This window comes from Clostridium sp. OS1-26, from assembly GCF_030915445.1.
Taxonomy (GTDB): Bacteria; Bacillota; Clostridia; order Clostridiales; family Clostridiaceae; genus Clostridium_AM.
This window is the reverse complement of the sequence record NZ_CP133264.1, coordinates 1527567-1551704: the sequence shown is the minus strand read 5'-3', so window position 1 is coordinate 1551704 and position 24138 is coordinate 1527567. Positions and strand designations below refer to the sequence as shown.

Annotated in this window: 19 protein-coding genes, 2 pseudogenes and 2 other annotated features; of the genes and pseudogenes, 4 read left to right on the top strand and 17 right to left on the bottom strand. The window is 31.4% G+C overall.

Going from position 1 to position 24138, the window contains the following annotated elements; translation table 11 throughout:
* Positions 1-119: 119 nt before the first annotated feature.
* The 3 genes and pseudogenes from ileS to RCG18_RS07780 all read right to left on the bottom strand — a co-directional run bounded on the left by ileS (position 120) and on the right by RCG18_RS07780 (position 6973).
* Positions 120-3231 (bottom strand): annotated as a pseudogene (gene ileS / locus RCG18_RS07790) (isoleucine--tRNA ligase).
* 95 nt (positions 3232-3326) lie between these two features.
* Positions 3327-3556: a binding site (T-box leader), on the bottom strand.
* 91 nt (positions 3557-3647) lie between these two features.
* On the bottom strand, positions 3648-5408 hold the full coding sequence (locus tag RCG18_RS07785) for an N-acetylmuramoyl-L-alanine amidase (protein ID WP_308040741.1): 1761 nt from the start codon (positions 5406-5408) through the stop codon (positions 3648-3650).
* Between the two features lie 239 nt (positions 5409-5647).
* Positions 5648-6973, bottom strand: coding sequence for a Na+/H+ antiporter NhaC family protein (locus RCG18_RS07780; RefSeq protein WP_308040740.1), 1326 nt, complete (start codon positions 6971-6973; stop codon positions 5648-5650).
* A gap of 127 nt (positions 6974-7100) precedes the next feature.
* Between RCG18_RS07780 and RCG18_RS07775 the strand changes: the two genes are divergently transcribed.
* Positions 7101-7733, top strand: a complete 633-nt coding sequence (locus RCG18_RS07775) for an MBL fold metallo-hydrolase (RefSeq protein ID WP_308041980.1) — start codon at positions 7101-7103, stop codon at positions 7731-7733.
* 32 nt (positions 7734-7765) lie between these two features.
* On the opposite strand, the gene nrdG is transcribed toward RCG18_RS07775, so the two are convergent.
* A complete protein-coding gene (nrdG, locus tag RCG18_RS07770) occupies positions 7766-8284 on the bottom strand; it encodes an anaerobic ribonucleoside-triphosphate reductase activating protein (protein WP_308040739.1) in 519 nt (172 codons plus the stop codon).
* A 252-nt stretch (positions 8285-8536) separates the two neighbouring features.
* A complete protein-coding gene (gene nrdD, locus RCG18_RS07765) occupies positions 8537-10645 on the bottom strand; it encodes an anaerobic ribonucleoside-triphosphate reductase (RefSeq protein WP_308040738.1) in 2109 nt (702 codons plus the stop codon).
* Between the two features lie 225 nt (positions 10646-10870).
* Here nrdD and RCG18_RS07760 point away from each other — a divergent pair, with 225 nt between their 5' ends.
* Positions 10871-11047 carry a hypothetical protein gene (locus RCG18_RS07760; RefSeq protein ID WP_308040737.1) on the top strand — a complete coding sequence of 59 codons (177 nt, stop codon included), beginning with the start codon at positions 10871-10873 and terminating at the stop codon, positions 11045-11047.
* Between the two features lie 115 nt (positions 11048-11162).
* Here the strand turns inward: RCG18_RS07760 and RCG18_RS07755 are convergent, their stop codons facing one another.
* From RCG18_RS07755 to RCG18_RS07700, 12 genes and pseudogenes are all read right to left on the bottom strand, one after another.
* Entirely contained in the window at positions 11163-11351 is a 189-nt protein-coding gene (locus tag RCG18_RS07755) for a ferredoxin (protein WP_308040736.1), read from the bottom strand.
* A gap of 102 nt (positions 11352-11453) precedes the next feature.
* A pseudogene (locus RCG18_RS07750) lies at positions 11454-12298 on the bottom strand (Mrp/NBP35 family ATP-binding protein).
* Positions 12299-12449: 151 nt separating this feature from the next.
* Positions 12450-13298, bottom strand: coding sequence for a hypothetical protein (locus tag RCG18_RS07745; protein WP_374119047.1), 849 nt, complete (start codon positions 13296-13298; stop codon positions 12450-12452).
* 175 nt (positions 13299-13473) lie between these two features.
* Positions 13474-14061, bottom strand: coding sequence for a hypothetical protein (locus RCG18_RS07740; RefSeq protein ID WP_308040735.1), 588 nt, complete (start codon positions 14059-14061; stop codon positions 13474-13476).
* Positions 14062-14361: 300 nt separating this feature from the next.
* Positions 14362-15696, bottom strand: coding sequence for a hypothetical protein (locus tag RCG18_RS07735; protein WP_308040734.1), 1335 nt, complete (start codon positions 15694-15696; stop codon positions 14362-14364).
* Between the two features lie 59 nt (positions 15697-15755).
* Positions 15756-16592, bottom strand: coding sequence for a 16S rRNA (adenine(1518)-N(6)/adenine(1519)-N(6))-dimethyltransferase RsmA (rsmA, locus tag RCG18_RS07730; RefSeq protein WP_308040733.1), 837 nt, complete (start codon positions 16590-16592; stop codon positions 15756-15758).
* Position 16593: 1 nt separating this feature from the next.
* On the bottom strand, positions 16594-17136 hold the full coding sequence (gene rnmV, locus RCG18_RS07725) for a ribonuclease M5 (RefSeq protein WP_308040731.1): 543 nt from the start codon (positions 17134-17136) through the stop codon (positions 16594-16596).
* A gap of 289 nt (positions 17137-17425) precedes the next feature.
* Entirely contained in the window at positions 17426-18466 is a 1041-nt protein-coding gene (locus RCG18_RS07720; RefSeq protein WP_308040730.1) for a 3D domain-containing protein, read from the bottom strand.
* A gap of 299 nt (positions 18467-18765) precedes the next feature.
* Positions 18766-19566 (bottom strand): TatD family hydrolase, encoded by an 801-nt coding sequence (locus RCG18_RS07715; RefSeq protein ID WP_308040729.1) that lies wholly within the window; start codon positions 19564-19566, stop codon positions 18766-18768.
* A gap of 362 nt (positions 19567-19928) precedes the next feature.
* Positions 19929-21866, bottom strand: coding sequence for a methionine--tRNA ligase (metG, locus tag RCG18_RS07710; protein ID WP_308040728.1), 1938 nt, complete (start codon positions 21864-21866; stop codon positions 19929-19931).
* Positions 21867-21927: 61 nt separating this feature from the next.
* Positions 21928-22188, bottom strand: a binding site (T-box leader).
* Positions 22189-22332: 144 nt separating this feature from the next.
* Positions 22333-22851 carry a spore maturation protein gene (locus tag RCG18_RS07705; protein ID WP_308040727.1) on the bottom strand — a complete coding sequence of 173 codons (519 nt, stop codon included), beginning with the start codon at positions 22849-22851 and terminating at the stop codon, positions 22333-22335.
* A 67-nt stretch (positions 22852-22918) separates the two neighbouring features.
* The gene (locus tag RCG18_RS07700) at positions 22919-23494 is read right to left on the bottom strand and encodes a nucleoside recognition domain-containing protein (protein WP_308040726.1); all 576 of its coding nucleotides are present in this window, start codon (positions 23492-23494) and stop codon (positions 22919-22921) included.
* A gap of 173 nt (positions 23495-23667) precedes the next feature.
* Here RCG18_RS07700 and RCG18_RS07695 point away from each other — a divergent pair, with 173 nt between their 5' ends.
* Complete coding sequence (locus RCG18_RS07695) at positions 23668-23910, top strand: metal-binding protein (RefSeq protein ID WP_178908098.1); 243 nt, start codon at positions 23668-23670, stop codon at positions 23908-23910.
* A 12-nt stretch (positions 23911-23922) separates the two neighbouring features.
* On the top strand, positions 23923-24111 hold the full coding sequence (locus RCG18_RS07690; RefSeq protein WP_178908097.1) for a hypothetical protein: 189 nt from the start codon (positions 23923-23925) through the stop codon (positions 24109-24111).
* Positions 24112-24138: the final 27 nt, after the last annotated feature.

The following is a 24138-nucleotide window of genomic DNA, read 5'->3' as shown; positions in this document are numbered from 1 at the left end:
ACTTAATCACCTAAAAATCGCAAATCAGATGCACTTAAGATACTAACTTACTATTTTTAAGATGACTTATATTAAAAATGTGTATAAGATACTATTATCTTATACACATTTTAGGATTATTATTTAACCACTTCTACTGCTATATTAAAGTCTTCTCCGTTTATCTTTGAATTGTTATATTCTCTCTCAGCATTGTATATAACATCTACAGTAAGAGTTTCTTTTTTCACTGCGTCTTCAAATTTCTTAATTACATTTTCAAGCATTTCATTTCCTGAAACATAAAGGTTAATCTTATCAGCAACTTCAAATCCACTTTCTTTTCTCATGTTTTGAACTTTGCTTAGTATTTCTCTAAGATTTCCTTCTTCTTTTAATTCTTCTGTAATATGTGTATCTAATACTACACCAACTTCACCTTCACCAGCAAATGCAAATCCTTCTAAACCTTGCATTGTTACTAGTAAACTTTCGCTTGTTAAGGCTATATCTTCTTCACCTATTGTTATATAAACAATTTCTCCAGCTAGTATTCTTTGAGCTAAATCCATTTGATTCATTGCTGAAATTTCTTTTCTTATAGCAGGTATTAATTTACCATACATTTTACCTATTACCGGTAAGTTAGGTTTTATGTCGAAGTTAACATACTTTGAAAGATCTGCTCCAAACTTAACTTCTTTTATATTAAGCTCTTCCATTATTATGTCTCCATAATATTCTGGAAGTGATTTAGTGCTCACAAGCATTTCCTGAAAGTGGCTGCCTGTTCTTTATATTAGCTGAGTTTCTTGCACTTCTTCCTAGTTTAACTATTCTATAAGCATCTTCCATATCTTCTTCTAATTCTTTATTAACTAAAACTTCATTATATTGTGGCCAACTGCATAAATGAAGACTTTCTGGAGCTGATGGATCTAATCCTACAACTAGATTCTGATAAATTTCTTCTGTCATAAACGGTACAAATGGAGCTGCTATTAAGCATAAAGTATTTAGCACTCTATATAAAGTTACATATGCACCTATCTTATCGTCTGTTAACTCCTCGCTCCAGAATCTAGATCTATTTCTTCTTACATACCAGTTAGATAATTCATCTACAAACTCCGCCATGTTTTTAGAAGCTTCTGTTATTTTATATTCATCTAGATAGTTTTCTGTTTCATTTATTAATGAATTTAATCTAGACATAATCCACTTATCCATGACATGTTCACTTTGGAACTCTTTATAATCTAGTGGGTTAAAGTTGTCTAATTCAGCATATAGTACGTAAAATGAGTATACATTCCAGAATGTTCCTAAGAACTTTCTTTGAGTTTCAGCAACATCATCAACTGAGAATCTTGTTGGTAACCAAGGTGCACTTGCAGTATAGAAATGCCATCTTGTAGCATCTGCTCCTTGAGCTTCTAAAACTTCAAATGGATCGACAACATTTCCTTTTGATTTTGACATCTTTAATCCATTTTTATCTAAAACGTGTCCTAATACAATACAGTTTTCAAATGGATTTGTATCAAATATAGCCGTTGATACAGCAAGTAATGTATAGAACCAACCTCTTGTTTGGTCAACTGCTTCTGATATAAATTGACCTGGGAAGTTCTTTTCAAATACTTCTTTATTTTCAAATGGATAGTGGTGTTGTGCAAAAGGCATTGAACCTGAGTCAAACCAGCAATCTATAACTTCTGCAGTTCTAGTCATTTCTTTTCCGCAATGTGGACATTTTAGCTTAACATTATCTATAAATGGCTTATGAAGTTCTACATTTTCAACATTACCAACAGATTTTTCTTTTAACTCTTCTTTACTTCCTATACATTCTCTGTGACCACATTCACATTCCCAAATTGGAAGCGGTGTACCCCAGTATCTATCTCTTGAAATACCCCAATCGATAACATTTTCTAAGAACTTACCAAATCTTCCTGTTCTTATGTTATCTGGATACCAATTAATTTTATTATTATTTTCAAGGAGTTTATCTCTTAATGATGTCATTCTTACAAACCAGCTATCCTTTGGATAGTACAGAAGTGGAGTATTACATCTCCAACAATGTGGATATGAGTGAGTAACTTTCTCTGATTTATAAAGTATATTGTTTTCTTTCATATATTCTAGAATCTTAGGATCCGCTTTTTTAACAAACATTCCAGCCCAAGGCTCTACTGACTCTACAAATTTACCTTCTGCATCAACAAGATTTATTAATGGTATATTATGCTTTTTACATACTAGGTTGTCATCTTCACCATAAGCTGGTGCAGTGTGAACTATTCCTGTACCATCTGATAAAGTTACAAAATCACCATGAATTACATAGAAAGCTTTTTCTTTTGGAGTTTCGAACTTGAATAATTGCTCGTATTCCGTTCCTAATAATTCTTCGCCTTTGAACTCTTTTACTATTTCGTAATCCCCTTCTATAACATTTGGAGCTAAATCCTTTGCAACAATGTAAGTTTCTCCATTATTTAAAACTTCAACATAAGTGTAAGCCTTATTTATAGTTAAAGCCATATTTGAAGGTAATGTCCAAGGTGTTGTTGTCCACGCTAGTATATACTTATTTTCTTCACCTTTAACTTTAAATTTAACAAAAGCTGTAGCTTCTTTAACATCTTTATATCCTTGAGCAACTTCATGTGATGATAAAGCAGTTCCACATCTTGAACAATAAGGAATTACCTTATGTCCTTTGTATAGTAAGTCTTTATCCCACATTTGTTTTAAAGCCCACCATACTGACTCAATATAATTATCATGATATGTTACATATGGATTTTCCATGTCAACCCAAAAACCTATCTGTTTTGTCATTTCTTCCCATTTGCTTACATAAGTAAATACGCTTTCTTTACATTCTTTAACGAATTTTTCCACGCCATATTCCTCTATTTGAGGTTTTCCTGAAATACCAAGTTTCTTTTCTATTTCTAATTCAACTGGTAATCCATGTGTATCCCATCCAGCTTTTCTTAAAACTTTATATCCTTTCATAACTTTATATCTTGGAATTATATCTTTCATAACCCTTGTAAGAATATGTCCTACATGTGGTTTTCCGTTTGCTGTAGGTGGTCCATCATAGAAAGTAAAATATTCTCCATCCTTATTTGAATCAAAGCTTTTCTTTATTACATCCTTTTCTTCCCATAGTTTCATTACATCTTTTTCCATCTTCACGAAACTTCTGGAGTTATCAATTTTTTTGTACATAATCTAAGCCCCTTTCTATTCATATTGTAATTTTTAACTAATTTTCTAGTTTTATACTGAAAGCAATCATTTTATAAATAAAAAAACTTCATCCAAAATAGGACGAAGTTAAATTCGCTATACCACCTATGGGTAACAATAATTCAAGCACAAGCATACTCTATTCTTTAACGCAGAACTACGAAGAAACTTACTAAAGATTTAATCTTATTCAGCTACTTAACTCCCAGGTGATTTTCTTTAAATCTTTCCTGTGGACTCTCACCATTATCCACTCTCTGTAAGTAACATAGATTTAAATACTTTTCCTGTTCAACATTTTTGACATATTTTAACTAAATTCTTTGTATAATTTCTTCTTATTATAGTATAATGCTTTTTTATTGTCAATTTATTTTTAATAAATTTTTAATTTTTTATAATCCCAAACACTGCAATATTCCTTTAGCAATAGCATCTGCACATTTATTTTGATAATCGTCACTATTTAACTTACTTTCTTCTTGAGGATTACTTAAGAAGCCTAATTCTGTTAGAACTGTAGTAGCATCAGAATGTTTTGCAATATAAAGCCAGCTTCCATCCTTAAGACCTCTGCTGCGGGATCCTAGGTCGTTAACCAAGTTTGTTTGAATAGCATTAGCTAATTTCTCACCTTCACTATTTCCAGTGTAATAAAGTGTCTCTGTTCCATTTACGGCCTCATCATCAAAAGAATTATTATGTATAGAAACTAGATACTTTGCATTGGCATTATTTGATGTATCACAACGTCTTTGTAGACTTTCTGTAACGCTTAGTGATGATGATGCGCGTTCATCCTCAGTTCTAGTGTAGACTACTGTAACCCCTTTTTGTTCTAATATCTTTCCTAATTTCAAAGCTACCTTTAGTGTAACATCATCTTCATGAATGCCTGTAGCTCCAACAGCTCCTGTATCTTTACCAATTCCATGTCCAGCGTCTATACATACTACTTTATTATTTGATGTATCTGGTTTTGAGAAAACAGTCAATATGAGACTTACGCTCCCGCTGTATCCAGCTACGGTACCTTTATATGTAAATGTACCCTCATTGGATGTATCTATATCTTTTGAATCCCATATTACATTAACTTTTTTAGTGCTCCCATCGCTCATAGTAGCAGTTACAGCCAATGGAAGCGTATAATTACTTCCAACAGCTACACTAACAGGAGTATCTGCTATTGAGCTTATTTTCAGGTTGTCTTGATTCTTTAAAGCAAGAGATTTAATTATTCCATCAGCTATGGCTGATGCACTTTTATTTTGAAAATCTGATGTTCCAAGCAAATCTCCTTCTTGTTGATTGCTCATAAACCCTAACTTCACCATTACTGCATTCCCTGAAGTTCCTCTTAATATCTCATGTTGTGCAAGTCCAACTTTTATTCCTCTATTGGTAAGCCCAGTATTCTTCACCAATCCATCTTGAATAGATTGAGCCAATTTCTGCCCTATAGCATCAGAATCGGTATAATATGTTTCTACTCCATTTATTGATGGGTTGCTAGGAAATGTATTACATTGTATACTTACAAAAAAATCTGCTTTAGCATTGTTAGCTATATCAAGACGAGATTTTAAGTCATTATCTTTGCTCCATGTAACGCTATCACTTTGTCTTGTATATATTACATTTATACCATTATCCTGAAGAATCTTTCCTACTTTTAGAGCTACGGATAAGTCTACATCCTTTTCTTTTATTCCTGACACGCTTACATTTCCTGAATCATTTCCACCATGTCCTGCATCAATGCAAACAGTGATCTTTTGATTATTATTTACCGTACTACTCTTAGTCGAAAATTTCATTTTAGCTGGTTTTGCTAAATTACTTTTATTTATGCCCTTTATACCATCTTTAATAACCAAATCATAGTTTTTACCATAGGTATACTGGCCCTTAGGTGATACTATGATGGAAGTCTCATCACTTCCCAGTTTCAAATCAACTGGTATCTGCTGTCCACTTTCATCCGTTACTACTATAAGAGAACTATCAATTGTATTTTTATCTAGTTTTTGATTAAATCTTATTGTCCATGACTTATCTAGTTCTATATTGCCTTTAGTTCCTTTATCGTCATAAGCACCATCAGCATGTACAACATTTGCTTTTATCAAAAAGCTAAATATAAGCACTAACATTGAGATGAAAACAGCATATCTCCTTTTACTTTTCAAGTGACCACCCCACATTTACTGAAAATCATCATGATTTACCATATATTTGAATACCCTTATATGATATTCACTAAATACTATTATAATATAAATTAACCAAATTTTATACAAAAAATCAAATATACTTTCATATTAAATTAAATTTTATTTGATTTTTTTACCATATAAGACATATAGGTAGTTTAAATAAAATTTTACAACAACTAAGCTTGATCAAGAACTTTATTTTTAATTTTTATGATTACTAGATTAGTTAGAGGTAGTAGGTATAAGTAGAATAAATATGGAATGCAGCTATTATCAGCATTTAAATTTACCATAGGTAATAGTAGAGCTATATTCCATGGAATAATTGCTGATACTACTATAGCCGAATTCTCTAAATCCACAGCCATATAACTTTTCCCTAATCTTTTATTCTCATAAGCTTTGCTATTAAGCATATGAGTTAAAATAACTGACAATGCTTGGCTACATCCAAAAATAGATGTAAATACACTGGTTATGGCTGTATTCTTAAACAAATCAAATCTGGACTTGGATTTTTTAGTAAAGTTCTCAATTTTACTTAACATACCTGTTCCTTCAAATATTCCTGAAAATGCAGAGGAAATAAAAACAACTAGAGACGTTTTAAGCATAGAAATAATTCCGCCACCTTTAATTATGTGACTTAAGTTACTATTTTGATTTATACTATATCCCCAAATAATATACTTTATATTTTCAATAAAGCTATTATGCTGAATAAACATACTTAAAAATACTGCACATATTATGCTAAAAAACATTGAGACCTTAACATTTATCTTAAGTAAAGATAAAATAAAAATTATAAAGGCAGGTAAAAGAACAAAGATATTAATATTAAACACCTTAATTATTTCATTGTTTATTCCGCTTCCTCCTGTACTTACAGGAAATTTCATAGAAACTATAGTATATAAGATTATGGATAAAATAAAAGGTACTATACTAGTCTTAATCATATTTTTTATATTGTCATATATATCTGTATCTGTTAAGAATGCTACTAAATTAGCACTTGAAGACATAGGCGAACATCTATCACCAAAATAAGCTCCCGCAATTATTGCACCGGCAGCAGCTCCGATATTCTCTCCACCACCTCTTGCTATAACCATAAGTGCTATTCCGACGGTTCCTACCGTTCCAAAGGAAGTTCCTATGAGAAAAGATACAATACAACTTATAAAAAATGCCGATAGAATAAATAGATGCGGATTTAAAAATTCTACTCCATAGAATACAATAGCCGATACGGTTCCTGATGCCATCCAAATAGCAGTAATCGCTCCTATCAAAATAAAAATTTGTAGTATCGTAACTGATTTTTTACCACCCTTATAAGCCATTTGAATAGTTTCCTTTAGTTTGTATCCCCTTTTTAAAGCACAAAATATAAATATTATTAAACCTACTGTAAGAGGATAGCCTACAAATATTCCCCTATATACACTTGCAATTAACATAAAAAAACAAACTATAAAAGAAATTAAAATATCCATTATGCACACCACCTTATAAAAAATAATAACAAAAATTTTTCTATAGTTAAATAACAACAGTTGTATATTTTAATATATTCTAATAAGGATATAATATTAAATGAATAATAATGAAAGAGGTGCTTTTATGGAAATAACTTGGCTTGGACATTCATCTTTTTTGCTAGAGGATTCAAAGGGACGAAAAGTTTTGATGGATCCCTTTGATGAAAGTGTGGGATATCCTGTTTTTGAAGATGAAGTAGATATAGTTACAATAAGCCATTATCATTTTGATCATAGTTACACTGAAAAAGTAAAATTTAGTCATATTGCGGACAAAGCAGGTTTTTTCTATCTCTGTGACATACCTGTAGCAGGAATTCCGTCTTACCATGACAAAATGCAGGGCGCTAAACGTGGAGAAAATATGATTTTTATTGTAGAAATGGATGGTTATAGAATCTGCCACTTAGGAGACTTAGGATATATATTATCTCCTGAGGAAATAAAAAGTCTAGGAAAGGTAGATATATTACTCATACCTATAGGAGGAAACTACACTATCGATGGAAAAGAAGCATCCAAACTAGCTCATAGTATAAATAGTTCCCTAATTATTCCTATGCATTACAATACTCCTATGCTTTCTTTTCAATTAGATGGCTTGGAAAACTTTTTAACCTATATGAAAAATGGTGAGAAGGTAGGCAGCAATAAGCTATCTATAAAAGGTCCCTTAGAAGGAGAACAACAAGTTAAGATACTTAATTATAAATAGCATTAAAGCAGCTAGTTTAAACTGGCTGCTCCCTAATTTGTCATATTTAAAATTACAACTTTCTTTAGACTAATGCTTCTCTTTACATCAATGATTCGTTGATTACTTGAACCTCTAAACTTTAACTTAGAATCTTTTTTGTCCTCATCAAACTTTCCATCAACTAGAACATCTATATTATTTAGAAGTTTATTCCAACCATTGTCATTGTTCATAGACTCTAAAATATATTCAAAAGTGTATCCTGTGTAACACCATACATTAAGTCCTAGATTTTTTACCTTTTTGGCAATCATACTAAATTCTTCTGCCTGCTCAAAAGGATCCCCTCCTGAAAAAGTAATTCCCTTTATCATAGTGTTGTTTTTAATATCATCTACAATTTCATCTATGCTTTTAAGTTCTCCACCTTCAAAATTATGAGTACTTGGATTAAAGCACCCTTTGCAATTATGCTTGCAACCTTGGGCAAAAAACACTCTTCTTAATCCTGGTCCATTAACTAAGCTTTCATATGCTATCCCAGCCAATCTTACTAAATTAGTTCTCATGAACAATTACCTCCTATATATAATTTCTGTTAAGGCATCTGAAAGAAAATAACAAGTCAAAGATGTGACGGATATTTTGTGTCAGATAAGGAGGCCAGGTTCCGCAGATAGCGAATCCTATCTAAGGGTTCTGCCGACGAAGTATGACGCAAAATAGACTAGCATACTGACTAGTTATTTTTTTGAAGATGCCTAAGCTTTAAAAGACAGAGAATTTACTCTGCCTTTTAAAATATATAATTATGCTAATTTTTAAATTGTATATACATGTTTACTAGTTCCCTGAGATATTCTATCTGATCTCTCTGCTACTTTCCCTGAACCAAATCGTTCATCTAGTGAAAGATATCCTGTTACTCTTGATACTCCTTGTATATTGTTACTTTCACAGTTAGGACACTTTTCTTCTCCATGAAGATATGTTCCGCAGTCTCTGCAATATCTTATATGAAAGTTAATACCTATATAATTAATATTTGTATTGTTATATGCATAATTTAGTATATCCATAATCGTTTCTGCTGATGGGTAGTCATCTAACTCTATATAACTTATATGTCCAGCATTACACAACTTATGATATGGTGCTTCTATACCTATCTTATCTTTTATTGATATAGCATGCCCTACAGGTACATGATATGAATTTGTATAATAATCCTTATCAGTTACTCCTGGCAATTCACCAAATACTTTTTTATCTTGAACAATAAATCTACCGCTCAATCCTTCTGCTGGCGTTGCATAACAACTCCAGTTTAAGTGAGTCTCTTCAACTAATCTATCTGTATACTGTCTTATATGAGAAACTATCTTAAGCCCAAGTTCTCTAGATTGTTCGTCTTCACCGTGGTGCTTTCCTGTCAATGCTGTCAAAGTCTCCGCTAATCCTATGAATCCTATAACCCAAGTTCCTTGTAGTAAAATTGGCTCTATTGAGTCATCAGGCTTTAAATTCTCTGACCCTTTCATAAGACCTTGTCCAGCTACAAATGGCAAATCTTTTACTCTTAATCTTTTTAATACATCATATCTGTGCATTAATGATTCTTTAGCTAATTCTAACTTGCTATCTAAAAGCTTAAAAAATTTATTTATATCTTTCTTCGCCAAAATGCCAATCCTAGGTAAGTTTATAGTCGTTGGAGCTATATTTCCTCTTCCTTTTGTTCCCGGCTCACCATTTACATTAGAACATATATAAGTTCTACATCCCATTGTAGCAGGTACTACACCTTTGTCATAATAAACCTTATTAAAATCAGCATCTAAATTCATAAATGTTGGATTCATTCTCTTAGCTGCTACTCTACAAGCTAATTCAAATAAATAATAATATGGATCTCCAACTTCTTTATTAACTCCCTTTTTAACTCTAAATATTATATTTGGGAATATAGGTTGTTCTCCATTACCTAATCCTTTTTCATACTCAAGTAAAAATATTTCACATATTAGTGCTGCATCTTTTGAATCTGGTATACCAAGATTTATGGATGAAAATGGTACCTGACTTCCGGCACGACTATGCATTGTGTTTAAGTTATACACAATTCCCTGCATAGACTGTTCTATACATCTTCTGAGCTTCTTCTCTGTAATTTCTTTTATCTTTTCATCTTCAATACCTAATTCCGTTAATTCTTTTATTATTTCCTTCCTAGTTGGGTTAACAAACACTCCCATATCATTGTCAAAATCCGGATGTGATTGTCCTCCAAACATATCATTTTGAGTTGATTGCAATAAAATACATGAAAGTTCTGCAGCTGACTCTATTCTCCTTGGTCTTCTTATAGTACCGTATCCTGTATTAAATCCTCTTTCAAGTATTTCTCTGGTAGGTATATGTAAACAATTTGTAGTTAAATTGTAACTATCTAAATCGTGATAATATATATCTCCATTTTCATGAGCTTTAGCTAAATATTTAGGCATAGCAGTTAAGTTATGCCATTTATTTGATTCACTTGCTATTCTTAGTAGCTTTGAACTAAAGTTGTTTCCAACATTAGCATTATCTCTATCTGTTTCTACACCTATTTTTTCTATTGCTTTCATTAAATCTGATTTTATTTCTCTTATTTTAGTTCTTTCTCTTCTATAATTTGAATATGTAACTCCTATTTCTCTATAGTTATTTTCCAAAAGGGTATTTTCAACTATGTTTTGTACTTGTTCAACATTAAGTTGCTCTACGTTAATTCCTTCTATTTTTTTAATTACTTTTTGAGTTAGTTCTATAAACTCACTTTCCTTTAGATCATATCCTATCTCTTCAGTGGCGCCTTTAATAGCATTGGTTATTTTAATAGAGTCAAATTCTACTTTTCTACCATCTCTCTTCACAACATGTAGCATACTACATACCTCCAACCTACCATATATTGTGCTAAATACTTTGCTATTATACTATGAGAAAATTTTTTAATCAATTTTTAAATTAATGTTAAGAGTATATTATCACTGTTTACTTTAACTTACCTTCGTATTCTTTTATTTTTTATTATAGTATATGACTTGATATTTAATATTAACGAATAATTGGTATATAAAATAGTTAAACTATGGTAGAGGTGATACTAAATGATTGGCAAAATACTTGATATGAGCGTTACAGATGCTTTTATAAGTCTTCAAGATGGCACTACCATGGATATTGGAGTTTCTCATCTTCCTCCTGGTTCTAAAGTGGGAGATACTATAAATATTGAACCTAGACCAACAAGAATGACAAATGATAAATTGGTAGATTTCTTCTAAGGGTTCTGTCAACACAGTATGACTTAAAATAAGTTAAAATACTGATTAGCTATCTTTGTAAAGATGCCCAAAATAAAAAACTAAGAAAGCCTTAATGCTCTCTTAGTTTTTTATTTTATTCTACTGATATAGCACTAACTGGGCAGCTATCTGCTCCTTCTTGTGCGCTATCTTCAACTCCTTGTGGAACATCCTCAGATATTGCAACTGCTTTTCCGTCATCATCCATTTGATAAACATCAGGACATATAGATGGACATAGGCCACATCCTATACAAGTATCCTTATCAACTACTGCTTTCATTTGTATTCCTCCTATGCATTATTTAATTATAACTTATACAATTAATATTCTTTTCCAAAATACTTCTATTTATGCTAAAATAAAAAGATTACCTAAGTAAAACTAAATACCTATTTTACTTTTAAAATTATCTAATAAGACTTCATATTCTTCAGACTTGCTTACATAATCTTCAACATTTCCATTTTCCATGCTTTCTACAAGATCAAGATTTATTGGCATTTCAGCAAGAAGCGGTAATCCTAAATATTCAGCTTGCTCTTCTGCTGTTTTTTTACTAAAGACTCTAATTTTCTCGCCACACTTGCCACATGCAACATAGGACATATTCTCTACTGCGCCTATAATATTTACATTCATTTTTTTCGCCATTATAACCACTTTTTTAACTATCATAGATACCATCTCTTGTGGAGTTGAAACTATCACCATTCCCTCTAACGGAACCTCTTGCATTATAGTTAAGGCTATATCACCGGTTCCTGGAGGCATATCTATGAGAAGATAATCTAGTTCTCCCCACTCGGTATCACTGTACATTTGTTTTAAAACTCCGGTAATTACTGGACCTCTCCATATAACTGGAGCTTCTTCTTCCTCTGTTAATAGATTTAAAGACATAACTTTAATTCCCATAGGAGTCTCTACCGGAGCAAATTTTACTTCATCACCATCTCCAACTTGAGAAATATCTGATCTCTTATCATTTATTCCAAAAATCTTGGTATTGATGGGCCAGTTATATCTCCATCTAATACGCCTACTGTATATCCTAATTTTCTCAATTGAACTGCTAATATCCCTGTAACTGTAGATTTTCCAACCCCACCTTTTCCACTTATGATACCAATTATGTGTTTTATCTTTCCATATCTAGGTATTAATCCTGAGCATCCACCATCACTATTGCAGTTTCCTTTACTTGGGCAGCTATTACAATTTCCCATTTCAATTCCTCCTTTATACGTCTCGCTAAAAGTGTTATACAAACATTGTTTCTTCCACATTATTCAATTTCAATACAATTATACCACTTCCATTATTATTTTTTCCATTTAAGCATAAAAAAAATACTATAGAATTAAATTCTATAGTACTTTAGAACTTTGGAGGTTTTTCTGCTGATATCTTTACATTCCATCTATTAGTTTCATATTGGTCATAAATATAGTACTTCTTTTCGCTTTTTTCAGCTTTATCCCAAATCACCACTGTCGCTTTATATAAGGTTGATTTATATCCTTGAGTCTTTACTGTTACCCAAACATCATAATTTTCTTTACCCTTATCTGCAACACTTGTATTATTAAATTTATCTTTTAATTCTCCTTTGAAGTCTTCCAAGTCTGTAGACAATATAAACTTTGCTGCATCTACATCATCTTTTAGACTTACTCCTACACTCTTATTTTTGTCCTTATCTTTTAAATACTCACTTAAGGTATCTATTAGTGAACCATAATACACCTCTTTAAAGTCCTTTGGTTTCCTTATTGTCCAAAAACTTTTTATTATATCATTGTCAATTCTTTTAGAAACAACATAAATTTTATCATTACTATAAAGATTTCCGGAATCTGACTTATCAAGCCCCGCTACATAATTAAACTTATGTACTTTGTTGTTTCCTTCCACCATCTCAAAGACATAATCTGGTTCAAGAGAAGATTTTTGTGTGGCAGTTTTTGCAGTCGATAATATGTCATATAGCTCTCCTATTGCCTTTTGATCAGTAACTATAAATCTAAATCCTTGATCTCTAGTACTTTGTATTACAATTTTCTGTATTTTTCCCTGCTTTATATATTCAAAATCAGTATTTTTAAGCCCAGACTTAATTTTTATATTATCTAGACTTGAACAGCCAGTAGAGAATACACAAGTTATAATAAAAATAATTAAGAAGAATTTTTTTATATTTAATGAGTTATTAATTCTTTTTGTCAACTAATATTACCTCCTAGACTTCAATACTTACTTAAAATTTTGCCTTAGGCACCTGAAAGAAAATAGGCCAGCTACTGGCTAGTTATTTTTTTGAATGTGCTTTATACATTATAACATATTTAATATAAAAAAACTCTCTTGTAATATATGTCACAAGAGAGTTTATTTTTACTTATTACTCTTTGTAATTTAATGTTTGAACTATAGTTTTAAAAATAGTTGGCATATTTTCCTTAAAGTTATTTTCTCTTACGAAAAAGGAAAATCTAAAAAATTTATCCTTATTTCTCAAAAAATATTCATATCCTTTAACACTTTCATTTGAGGGAGTAACTATAGTATAAGAGACTAAATAACCATCTCTATTATTTATAATTATAGGGTTCATACTATAATCCTTATACAAATTTTGCTCGCTAGATATTTTTTTACTTTCTTCTAAAAATGTTCTTAAATCCTTATTCAGATTCCAAACCTCTACAAAACCATGAATTTTAGAATCCTTTGCTACAAAATCATTATGATATATTATTTCCCCTCCTGAAAAGTTTCTTTGTTCCGTAACCCATTCGGCTGGAAGTTTATAGCTCAACTTCTTGTCTAAAGCTTCATATTTTTGCAGTGAACTTATATTGTTTTGTATAAGAGCAGTAAACTTAAGTCCTGCATCAAAATTTTTTTCAAGTCCTAATAAAACAAACATAAGGCCTATTATGATTACCGTGACCCCTAATCTTTTTCTATTTATTATTATAAGTTTCATATGAGTACCACCTTAAATAAAATATAGGCTTCATTTTCACCTCCTATGTTCTTAAATTAGGCATCTGAAAGAAAATAACAAGTCAAAGATGCGACGGATATTTTGTGTCAGACAAAGAGGCCGGTTCCGCAGATAGTCAGGACTATCTAAGGGTTCTGCAGACGCAGTATGACGCAAAATAGACTAGCATACTGACCAGTTATTTTTCTGAATATGCCTTACCAATCTGATTTAGTTAATTATATGAAAACAGCACCAAAAATATTAGATATTTTTGGTGCTACAATAATAAATCACGTTTTACTTTTTTACTGGCACAACGATAGTTGAGGTTCTAAAATCATAAAACATAAGCCAGTACCCAAAGTCGCTACGATCACCATATGCTGATTTTGCAGGTACCCAAGTAACAAATCCAGTCTTGCCACCATAAGGTTGATATTCTCTGCCCCTTAATCCTGGTATTCCATAAACCAAATATTTTACTTTTCCTTGTTTATCACACTTATAACCTACTGCATAATGTCCATGCTTCCTAAAATAAGGATAGTAACTTATCATAGGGTAATATACTATGGTATATCTATTATAGTTTGATGTATCGTACATCTCTTCCACTTGATCTACTGAAACTCTATACCACTTAGATCTTTTTATATCTGAAGCCATATCTGTAATTTCTTCGAATCCATCAGTTAAGCTTCTAAAAAAGTCTCCTGTTGATCCTCTTGGGTAATCATAGGCTTCATCTTTACTTTCTCTTAAAAGTTCTTCACTTGAATCTTCTCTATTTGCTACTTGTACATCTTCATTTTCCAATTTTATGTTCTCTTCTTCAATATCTTGTTGTCTTTCTTCTTCACGAGCAAGCTCTTCAACTTCAACATCTTGTTGCCTTTCTTCTTCACGAGTAAGCTCCTCAGCTTCAACATCTTGTTGTCTTTCTTCTTCACGAGTAAGCTCCTCAACTTGATCATTTTTATTTTCTCTAAGCTGCTCAGCATTCTCTTCTAATACCACGCATTCAACTTCTTCACTTTCATCTTGTCTTGTGATTTCTTCATCTTCAATAACATTTTCTTTATTCTCACTTAATTTTGCTGCTTCTATACTCTCTTCATACTTATCAAATATACTTCTTGGTTCTTCCACTATGTCTTCTTGAGATTCTCTAGTCTTATCTTCAATCACAGCAAATAATTTCCAATCTGGTATTTCAGTACTTGCAAAGCCACTCATAACACCTAGTATATTATTGTCTAATAATTTAACTATAGCTGCTCCTGATACCTTGTCAACGGATATGCCACTACCACCCACATTATCTATAGGATAATCGTAACTAATATCTGCTCTACCGTAGTCATCTATGTTCATTTCTCCAATTTTAATTATTTTTTTTACTTCTTTTTTATTACATATTAACATCATATAATAAGGCGCTAATTCTTTTTTGAGATTTTGCACATAATAAGATATTTTACACTTTTCGTTTTTTACTTCTAACTTGGCATATCCTGAAACTACTTTATCAGATGATATAGAGTATCCTTTTTCATCTTCCTGTAATATTATGAAATACCTACTATAGCTCTTTTTGTACCAACTCCGTGTACCTCCATATATTTTATTCATTATAATATATGAAGCAACATGCAAAAAGTGAACAAATAGTACAAAAGTTGTAAAAAAGATTATAATAAGTCATGTATAGAATCTGCTAATTTAGCAAATTCAGCTATAGATAATGTTTCTCCTCTTCTCTTTGGGTCTATATTTGCATTATTAAAGGCTGTTTCCATTGTTTCACTAGATAACTTTAAACCTTTTAAAGCATTCCACATAGTTTTTCTTCTCATGTTGAAACAATGTCTTACAACCTTAAAAAATAAATCTCTATCTTTAACTTCCGCTCTAGGAGAATCTAGCTTATTTAGCTTTAAAACTATAGAATCCACTTTTGGCCTAGGTATAAATGAAGCTGGACTTACTCTTCTAACTATATCTACATCACAATAATATTGTACGAGAATTGAAAGAGCTCCATATTCTTTTGTGTTAGGCTTTGCCGCAATTCGCTCTCCAACTTCTTTTTGTATCATTATAGTTAATGACTTAAATTTATAATGTTCATTTAAAAGTCTTGAGATTATAGGCGTAGTTACATAATAGGGTAAATTAGCTACAACCTTAACGCTATTTTCTTCACCTATAATTTCATTAAAATCTACTTTTAGTGCATCCTTATGTATAAGTTGAAAGTTATTAAATTCTTTAAGCTCCTCATTTAAAATAGGTATCAAGTCTGAATCTAATTCTATGGCACAAACCTTTTTAGCTTTTGTTAATAACTCTTTAGTTAAAGTACCAACGCCTGGTCCAATTTCTATTACCAAATCGTCTTTATTAACTTCGGCACCGTATACTATATCTTCTAAAACAGAATTATCTATTAAAAAATTTTGTCCTAGACTTTTTGAAAATTTAAATTCATATTTTTTTACTATATCTTTAGTGGATAAGTTCTCCATACTATTTCTCCTTACCTATTTTATTTATAGCTTCTATAAACTCTTCTCTAGTAATCCCATAGTTATTAAGGCGCATTAAAAATTGAGCTGTATTACAATATCCTATACCTAACTCTTTTCCGAGGATATCTCTTCTTTTCTTTGAATTATTGTTCCCTGTAAGACCAAAGAAAATCATATCTTCAACATTAAATTCCTCTCTCTTCTCCTTATTCTCACATTTAGCACACTCTAACGCTCTAATTATGGTATCTGGTTCTGCATTCTCTACACCGATGTCTCCATCTTTTATACCATCTTTCTGAGAGATATATGCATGTTTAATTCCTTGTACTCTCTTAGATATTATTCTTCTTATTTTTTCTCCAGCAAAATCAGGATCAGTAAGAATTATTACTCCCTGTCTTTTTTGAGCTTCTTTTATTCTATCAATTACTTTTTTGTTTATTCCGAATCCACCAACAGCTATAACTTCAGCATCTACAGCTTTTTTAACTGCAGTAATATCATCTCTTCCTTCAACTACAATGACTTCTTTAATCATAGTTTTCCTCCTTTTAGTCGGAACACTGGGTAGTTTTGCTTGTTTCCCTTCGGCTACCGGGTAACTTAAGATTTTTGCTTCCGCTCACAAGTTACCCGTAAAAGTTCATTTAGAACTTTTACCTAGCAAAATTACCCGTTAAAGTCCATTTAGGACTTTAACCTCCATAAAAAATAAAACATTTATAATATAATTATTCTCATAATATTATAATAACATAACTTTAATAAGGTATCTTAAAAAAATAATAAGTCAAAGATACGACAGAAAAAAATAGGAGCATATGCTCCTATTTTATCACATAAACATTGACCCATTTTACACCCCAGTTGTCTGCTTCTGAACTTGAATTAAAATATACATCTATGCGATTACCCTTTATAGCACCACCAGTATCTTCTGCAACTGCGTATCCATATCCTTCGACATAGAGTTTAGTACCAAGTGGGATAACCCTCGGGTCAACTGCTACTGAACTGTAACTATTGCTATTTCTTTTAGCCACAGTTCCAGTCGCTGTTATACCAAATCCTTCACTACCAGGTCCTTTTCCTGTATCTGCATAACTTGAAGTATAAGCCGTAGCTCTCATTCTAATGGAATCTTTGTAAATAATTTGTCCTCCACGCGAGGGAGTATACACACTCAATGTGCCCATAGCTACAACTTTCTGCACAGGTTGCTTTTTAATAGTTTCACTTACTACTTTTCTTGAAATTTCTTTACCATTTTCATAAACTATTTTTGAAACTGTTTCTTTTTCTCCTGGTTGTCCTTCCTGTAAGGTCTTTTTAGCTCCTTGATCCATATCTTCATCTTTTTTAACAACTGTTGCATAATCTATTGACTTTACTTCTTTTACTTCTTTTACCGAAACTCTTACCACATCTACTTTTAATCCGTCTTTAAGCGCTGTATCCTTTGATGGACTTACCTTGTCAAACTCTTTAAGTCCTATACCTTCTTTTTCTAGCATTTTTTCAACACTATCTTCTGCAGATTGTACAGTTAATTGTGTTCCATTAACATTCACTTGAACGTTTAATGCCTTCCTAACAGAAAGTTTAGCGCCATTTTCAACTTTACTGTCTAAACTTGGGATCGCCTTGTCCTTTGGTCCTACAGTTATGTTGTTATTACTTAATGCACTCTTATAAGTACTACTTAATGTAGTAATTTTCTGTTCTTTTCCGTCTATTGAAACTATAATTGTTTTTCTCATGCTGCAAATCACTACTGTTAAAATAGCTAAAACTAGCATCACTGCTGAAATAGCCTTAGAACCACTTGACAAATGTTTTTTAAAATAATCTTTTAGCTTTTCCACCATTACAATACCTCCTTCAGGCAAGAACGACAATACTGCCACAAATACATACTTTATTTTTCTAAATATCGTTCATGCTTTTTAGACTGTTCATAATGCAACGTTGTGCATAAATCTTAAGAAAATAAAAAATTATGATTGCTGTTTTCAAAAACAGTCTACGTTTATTTTTAGGTGGAACTTATAAAATTTATTATAGTGGAATTTATAAAATTTATTATAATTATATGCCTTAAAAAGACATTTAATCACCTAAATATGGAAACATAATTAAAGTTTAAAAATCGCATACCCATTTTACACTATTTTTTTATATTTAGCAAGTACTTAATATTGGAAATAGTTGATTTACTTACTTCGTCAGCCTCTATGCCCTTGATCTCAGCTATTTTTTCTATTATATATTTAATATAGTCTGATTTATTTCTTTTGCCCCTATAGGGAACTGGAGCCATATACGGACAATCTGTTTCCACTAAAATTTTATCTAAAGGTATTTCTTTTACAACCTCAATTATCTTTTTAGCATTTTTAAAAGTCACAACACCAGTAATGCCTATATAATATCCTAACTTTAAGCATTCTCTTGCAAACTCTAAACTTCCCGAAAAGCAATGTATTTCTCCTGTAACCTCTGGAAACTGCTTTATTATATTTAATGTATCTTCGTGTGCATCTCTATCATGTATAATTACAGGTAGATTAAGCTCTTTTGCAAGCTCCATTTGCCTTATGAATGCCTTTTTTTGTATTTCTCTTTCTGGATTTTCATCGTAATAATAATCAAGTCCTATTTCACCTATAGCTTTAACTTTATCATTTTTAGCTAACTCTTTTAACTTATCTATAACAGCTCCATCTAATTTATCTGCATATTCTGGGTGTATTCCTACTGCTGCATAAAAAAAGTCATACTTATCAGCAAGAGCAACTGAATCTACACTGCCTTTTAAGGATGCACCACAATTTAGTACTCCAATTACACTATTTTTTCTTAGTTCCTCAATAATCAACTCCCTATCTTCATCAAATTGCTCATCATCATAATGAGCATGTGCATCAAATATATTTATTTTCTTATCTAATATTGTTATTTCTTCCATTGTAATTCTCCATTCAACTCATTTAGTAATCGTTGAATATATTACCATTTTATTACAATAAGGCATATAGTCAACTTTATTTTTTTTATTTATTTAGCTAATTTCTTTATAAAGCTTTAATATTCTCTAATATTTTTAATTTTAATATAGAACTTGCCCATTGATAAAAAAACGAAAAATAGGTAATATTAAACTTTATAGTTAAGGCTATTTTATAAGTATTTTATAACACAAACTTACTTTTTACAACTTTTGTACTTATTATTTAAAATTTACGTTTTTATAGCATATTATATACCTTTAAAAACACAAAGTCTCATCTCCACTATAAAGTAAAGATGAGACTTTAAACACATTAAATATTATCTAACTATGCTTCCTGTTGGAAGTTCACCTGGAATACTCACCGTAAATAATTCACTATCATCATCTGTGGATGCTGCTAGAATCATTCCCTGTGATAATTCACCTCTGAGTGTTACAGACTTTAAATTCGCTACAAGTACAACATATTTTCCAATTAGATCCTCTGGTTTGTAATACTTAGCTATCCCAGAAACTACCTGTCTTTCTTCTCCACCTAAATCTACCTTTAGTTTAAGCAATTTCTTAGCGCCTTTTACAGGTTCACACTCTATAACCTTTACTACTCTTAAATCAACCTTTTCGAAATCCTCTATGGTTATTTCATCCTTGATTGGTTGAATTTCAACTTTTTTAACTGCTGCCATTTGTTCTTCTTTAAGCTTATTTAATTCAGCTATTTTTTCTTCTACATCTATTCTTGGGAATAATAATTCTCCTTTGTTGACCTTGCTTCCTGCTTGTGTTCCATCGAAAGAAGCCAGACTGTTCCAAGTAGTAACATCTGCATTTAATTGTCTGTTTATCTTTTCACTAGTTTCTGGTAAAAATGCTGATATACACACTGATGCAAATCTTATCGCTTCTGCTAGATTATATAATACAGTTCCAAGTCTTTCTTTTTTGCTTTCTTCTTTTGCAAGTATCCATGGAGTTGTTTCATCAATATATTTATTAGCTCTTCCTATAAGCTCCCATATAATATCTAGTGCCTCTGGAATTCTCAAATTATCTATGCTTTCTTCTACTTTCTTAGGTGCTTCTAATGCAAGATTGATAAGTTCATCATCTATCGACTCTTTTGCTGTTGGAGCTGGGATTGTTCCATCAAAATACTTTTCTATCATCGCGCAGGTTCTTGATAATAAGTTACCTAAATCATTTGCTAAATCAGAGTTTATTTTCTTTATAAATATTTCATTATTAAATAATCCGTCTGCTCCAAAAGGTATTTCTCTTAAAAGATAATATCTTACAGCATCTGCTCCAAAATGATTTACTAAAACTACAGGATCTACAACATTTCCCTTTGATTTTGACATTTTCCCTCCGTCAACTAAAAGCCATCCATGCCCAAATACTTGCTTCGGAAGAGGAATATCAAGAGCCATCAACATTATTGGCCAGTAAATTGTATGGAATCTCAATATATCTTTACCAACTAAATGCACATCTGCTGGCCAATACTTATTATATAGGTCATCATTTTCATTTCCATATCCTAATGCTGTTATATAATTTGCTAATGCATCTATCCAAACATATATAACATGCTTTTCATCAAATGTTACAGGTATTCCCCAGTCAAATGAAGTCCTTGAAACACAAAGATCTTGAAGACCAGGCTTTAAGAAATTATTTAACATTTCATTTTTTCTTGATTCTGGTTGAATAAACTCAGGATGATTTTCTATATATTCAATAAGTCTATCTGCATATTTAGACATTTTAAAGAAGTAAGCTTCCTCCTTTGCCTTTTCAACAGGTCTTCCACAATCAGGGCAATTACCATTTATCAATTGTGTTTCTGTCCAGAAAGACTCACAAGGCGTACAATACCATCCCTCGTAAGAATCCTTATATATATCTCCTTGATCATATAATCTTTTAAATATATCTTGAACTGTTTTTATATGATAATCATCTGTAGTTCTTATAAACTTATCATAACTTACATTCATCATTTTCCATAAGTCTTTAATACCCGCTACAATTTCGTCTACATAAGCTATTGGAGTAATTCCTTTAGCTTCTGCTAGCCTTTGAATTTTCTGACCATGTTCATCTGTTCCAGTCAAAAACATTACATCATATCCTGTAAGTCTTTTAAATCTTGCTAGTGCATCTGCTGCAACTGTCGTATAAGTGTTACCTATATGAAGTTTTGCTGACGGATAATATATAGGTGTAGTAATATAATATGTCTTTTTATCCATTTGTTTTTCCTCCCTTTATATCTTTCATATTAAAAAAGCCTCTATATGAAGAAGTTCTTCATATAGAGGCGTGATTCCGCTTTACCACTCTATTTCATCTTTACTTCTCAGTAAAGACCTCAGCAAGTAACTCAAACTTTATTTTAAAATTCTAAAGCTTTTTATTACCTTGCAGTATAACGGCTGCTTCCGTATTACCCTACTATTTTTCAGATAACATGCTCAGGAGCCATGTTCATAAACTACACTGTCATCGGCTTTCACCTAACCCGACTCTCTTTAAGACATTTTCATTTATTACTCTTTCCTTCATAGCATTTTAACATTATAATATGTCATATATTTCATAGTGTCAATATGTTTATTGAATTTTTTTACTCTAAAATAATAATACCCAAAATTATATTTTTTATTCCAATAAAATACGCTTATGTTATTATAATTTATAAATAACATTGGCTCTCTTCTAAAACATCAATCTTGCGAGTGTTACAGCTAATATTACACATATCATGTCTGCCATAACTGCTACCCAGAGTGTATGTCTTATTTTTTTAATTCCAACAGCACCAAAATATACTGTAAGTGTGTAAAATATTGTTTCTGTCGATCCTATAATTATTGATGCTACTCTTCCTATGTAACTATCTGCACCAAAATTATTTAGTATTTCAGCAAATATTCCCATTGCACCACTGCCCGATAAAGGCTTAACTAATACGAGAGGTACTACTTCTGGCGGTAATCCTATAAACTTAACGACAGGCTTAACTATATAAATAAAATAATCTAAAGCTTTTGATTCTCTAAAGACTCCAACTGCTACAAGCATAGCTAATAAATATGGGAAAATTCTAACACATATTGTAAGTCCTTCTTTTGCCCCTTCTACAAAACATTCATATACTTTCACCTTTTTTATCATCCCATATGTAGTAATCGAAACTACTATAATAGGAATTATTGCTTTTATTATATAATCCATAAACTTCTCCCCTTACAGTACATTAATAAGCAACTCAATACTGCTTGTCCTAAATTGTTTTCCAAAGTTAAAAATGTTTTTCTAATATTTTGCACAGTATAACTGCACATATAGCTACTATTCCAGTTGTAATTATAGCTGGAATTACAGTTTCTGCTGGATTTTTAGAACCTACAGCTGCTCGTATAGATATAACAGTAGTAGGAAAGAGTTGTATGCTAGCTGCATTCAAAACCAAAAATAGTGCCATATCATCACTAGCTTTGTCATTGTCATTGCTAAGCCTCTTTAACTCTTGCATAGCCTTTATGCCAAAGGGGGTGGCCGCATTAGAGAGTCCCATCATATTAGCTGTTAAATTCATTACTATTGCACCCATAGCTTTTTCATCTTTAGCTGCACTTTTGAACAATATTTTTAATATTGGTCTAAGAACTTTAGCAAGCTTATCAGTAATCCCACTCTTTTCTGCAATCTTCATAATTCCGCACCATAAACACATAATACCTGCTAACCCTATAACAAGCTTAACCGTTGAATCTGTTGAGGTAACTATAGCTTTTGATACTTCAGCACCCCTACCAGTAAAAATTCCAAATAATATACCAAAGCCTAAAATGAAAAACCATACAACATTAATCACTTAGTTTCTCTCCTTATAAATTTTTCCGCTAGTTAATGTATATGAAAAATACCTATCAGTATTACATACAAAATTTGAGGGATTTTAAACTAATATGAATTTTTTATGTTGAAAATACACCTCAACAGTGCTACCATTTAATTTGGATATTATTTTTTTATTGGAGGTTGTATATGACCATCAGAGATATTATGAAGTATATAGAAAGTGAATTCTCAGTTATAAATGATACCCCATGTGAAATATGTGGTGGCGAATATGTAGCTGAAGATTTAAAAATAGATATAGTAGATGGCGTTCCTTATGATGTCTGCGATTGTATATGTTCAAATTGCGGCTATGAAAAAACCTTTGAATTTTGTGCACCTTTTGTGGATGAGGATAGTTTAAAAAAAGCTAAAAATATACTGAACTAAAGGAGAATCAGAATGAAAGAAAACAACTTAAAGTTAGCTCAAAAAGATATTGACGAAGCCTTAGTAACTATTGAGTCTATGGAAAAAACTCTTGTTAAAGAAGATCTTTCTAAAGACGATATAAAAGAAAAATTTGTTTTTCTTACAACTAAAATTCAAGAGCTTGAACAAATATTAAAAGATGAAGGAATCCTTGATTAGGATTATAAATAATAAAAGGTTAAATTT